Genomic DNA, 2,206 nt, shown 5'->3' with positions numbered 1-2,206 from the left:
GTTGGATTGATTGTTCTTGTGGGGCTTGCTGCAAAGAATGCCATTCTTATCGTGGAGTTTGCCAAGCAAGCGCAGGAAGAACGTGGGTTGTCAGCTATTGATGCCGCCGTCGAAGCCAGCCAATTGCGCTTGCGGCCAATACTGATGACTGCATTCGCGTTCATTCTCGGCGTTGTGCCCTTGATGATCGCAGTCGGCCCCGGTTCTGAGATGCGACAGGCGCTTGGAACGGCGGTGTTTTTTGGCATGTCAGGTGTCACTCTGCTCGGGCTGTTCTTTACACCTGTTTTCTACGTTGCCATGCGCACGGTATTCCCGATGCGACAAGCCACGACGTGAGCCAATGGTGCAGTGACAGACGCATTTGAAACGTTCAGTGCGCGGGAAGCAAGATACAAACGTCCGCAGGTCTGTGGCGGAATCGTTAGTGCCGAATGAATGGGTGAAAATCTCGAAATAGCCGCTAGGTCTTGTAACAGCGCCGATCATTAGGAGAACTGCACATGGAAAGCCTAGCTGCCGATCTTCGCGAAATGACGCGAACGCCTTTACATCAAAGCCATGTCGAAACCTTGAAAGCGTTAGGCACTGAAGTGAGTTTTGAGGCGGGCCAAATGATCGCCGAGGTTGGCGATCCAATGGACCAGTTTATCTACATTGTCACCGGTCGGGTTGAGGTAATTGATCCACAAACGCGAGAGGCTTATCTACCGACGTCCCTTGGGCCGACGCAGTTTTTGGGAGAGATCGCGTTTCTCAGCGGCGGGGTCTACTCGCTGCCGATGCGTGCCAGAGAGAACACGCGTGCCATCTCTGTGCCGCGCGAGAAAATGCTGGACGCAATGTCGCGGATTCCGGAGATGTCAGATATCGTCATCACTGTCTTTTCCGCACGTCGCCGACGTCAAATCGAAGACCATGACAGTTCTTTGAAACTGATTGGCGCTGATCTGGATCGCAACATCCGTCAAATCGAAGAGTTTGCGATCCGAAACAAGATCCCATTCCAAACGATGGATCTAGGTTCTGAGACTGCATGTGAGGTCGCGCAGGCCTGTCACCTGACAGGCCATCAACCGGCGGTTATCTTTGGCGACAGTCTTGTGGTTGACAACCCGACGCCGGCCAAGGTCGCCCGATTGCTCGGGCTCGAACAGTCTTACGATTGTCGAGAGGTCATTGATGTTTTGATTGTTGGAGGTGGTCCGGCTGGGGTCGCGGCTGCGCTCTACGCTGGTGCCGAAGGGCTCTCTGCGATTGTTGTGGAGGACCTCGCAGTTGGGGGGCAGGCTGGGACATCCAGCCGGATCGAGAATTACATGGGCTTTCCGACAGGCATATCGGGCGCCGACCTTGTATGGCGAGGCGAAGTCCAAGCCATGAAGTTTGGCACCCGATTTGTTCGCCCAAAACGGGCCAAACAATTGCAACGTCAATCCGATGGCGTGTTTTGTGTAACGCTGGATGATGGGCAAAAGCTAAGGACACGCTCGGTCGTAGTCGCCACGGGGGTCCAGTACCGGCGTCTGCCGTTGGACAGACTGAAGGATTTTGAGGGTTTGGGCATCTACTATGCGGCGACCGAGATGGAAGCACGCTATTGCAAGGGCACGGATGTCGTCGTGGTCGGGGGCGGAAACTCCGCGGGGCAGGCGGCGATGTACCTGTCGCGATCCGCAAAACATGTGCATGTGCTGGTGCGAGGCGACAGCTTGGCTGCATCGATGTCCGATTACCTGCTGTCAAGGTTAGAGGCGGATCCGGCGATCACCATCCACTACAAGTCCCAGCTAAAGGCACTCCTTGGGGACGAGGCCATGTCCAGGGTCATCATTGAGCGTGACGGATCAGACTGGCCACTCGATTGCAGCGCCGCATTTGTAATGGTTGGGGCTGCACCCAATACCGAATGGTTGTCGCAGAGCTGCCAGCTGGACGCACGCGGCTTTGTGGTCACGGGCAACGAGGCCAACGCTGGATCAACTTTCGCGACGTCTTGTCCCGGCATTTTTGCCGTGGGCGATGTGCGCGCCGGATCGGTCAAGCGTGTTGCCTCTGCGGTGGGTGAAGGGTCAGTTGTCATATCTCAAGCTTGGGAATACCTGCAAAACTGAGTGTTTTTCTTCGCACAAAAGTTACGTCGCTGTCCTGCCTTGGCTAGCCCGGCTATAACCAGAAAGAGACTATTGTTTGTCAACGCGGTCTC

General features: G+C 55.5%; 2 protein-coding genes. Both read left to right on the top strand.

Translation table 11 applies throughout. The annotated features are described in order from the left end of the window. Positions 1–339: efflux RND transporter permease subunit (locus tag AC2FNU_RS24600; RefSeq protein ID WP_496794192.1), on the top strand; the 339-nt coding region annotated here is incomplete at its 5' end. A gap of 164 nt (positions 340–503) precedes the next feature. Beyond that, positions 504–2,114 (top strand): FAD-dependent oxidoreductase, encoded by a 1,611-nt coding sequence (locus AC2FNU_RS24595; protein WP_496794188.1) that lies wholly within the window; start codon positions 504–506, stop codon positions 2,112–2,114. Positions 2,115–2,206: the final 92 nt, after the last annotated feature.

The organism is Ruegeria sp. BHSB064, assembly GCF_059613205.1.
The sequence above is the reverse complement of the archived record's forward strand: the minus strand, read 5'-3'. Positions and strand labels throughout refer to the sequence as shown.

Bases quoted from the DNA above. Each gene is read 5' to 3' on its own strand.
- AC2FNU_RS24595 (WP_496794188.1), top strand. From the start codon at position 504: ATGGAAAGCCTAGCTGCCGATCTTCGCGAAATGACGCGAACGCCTTTA.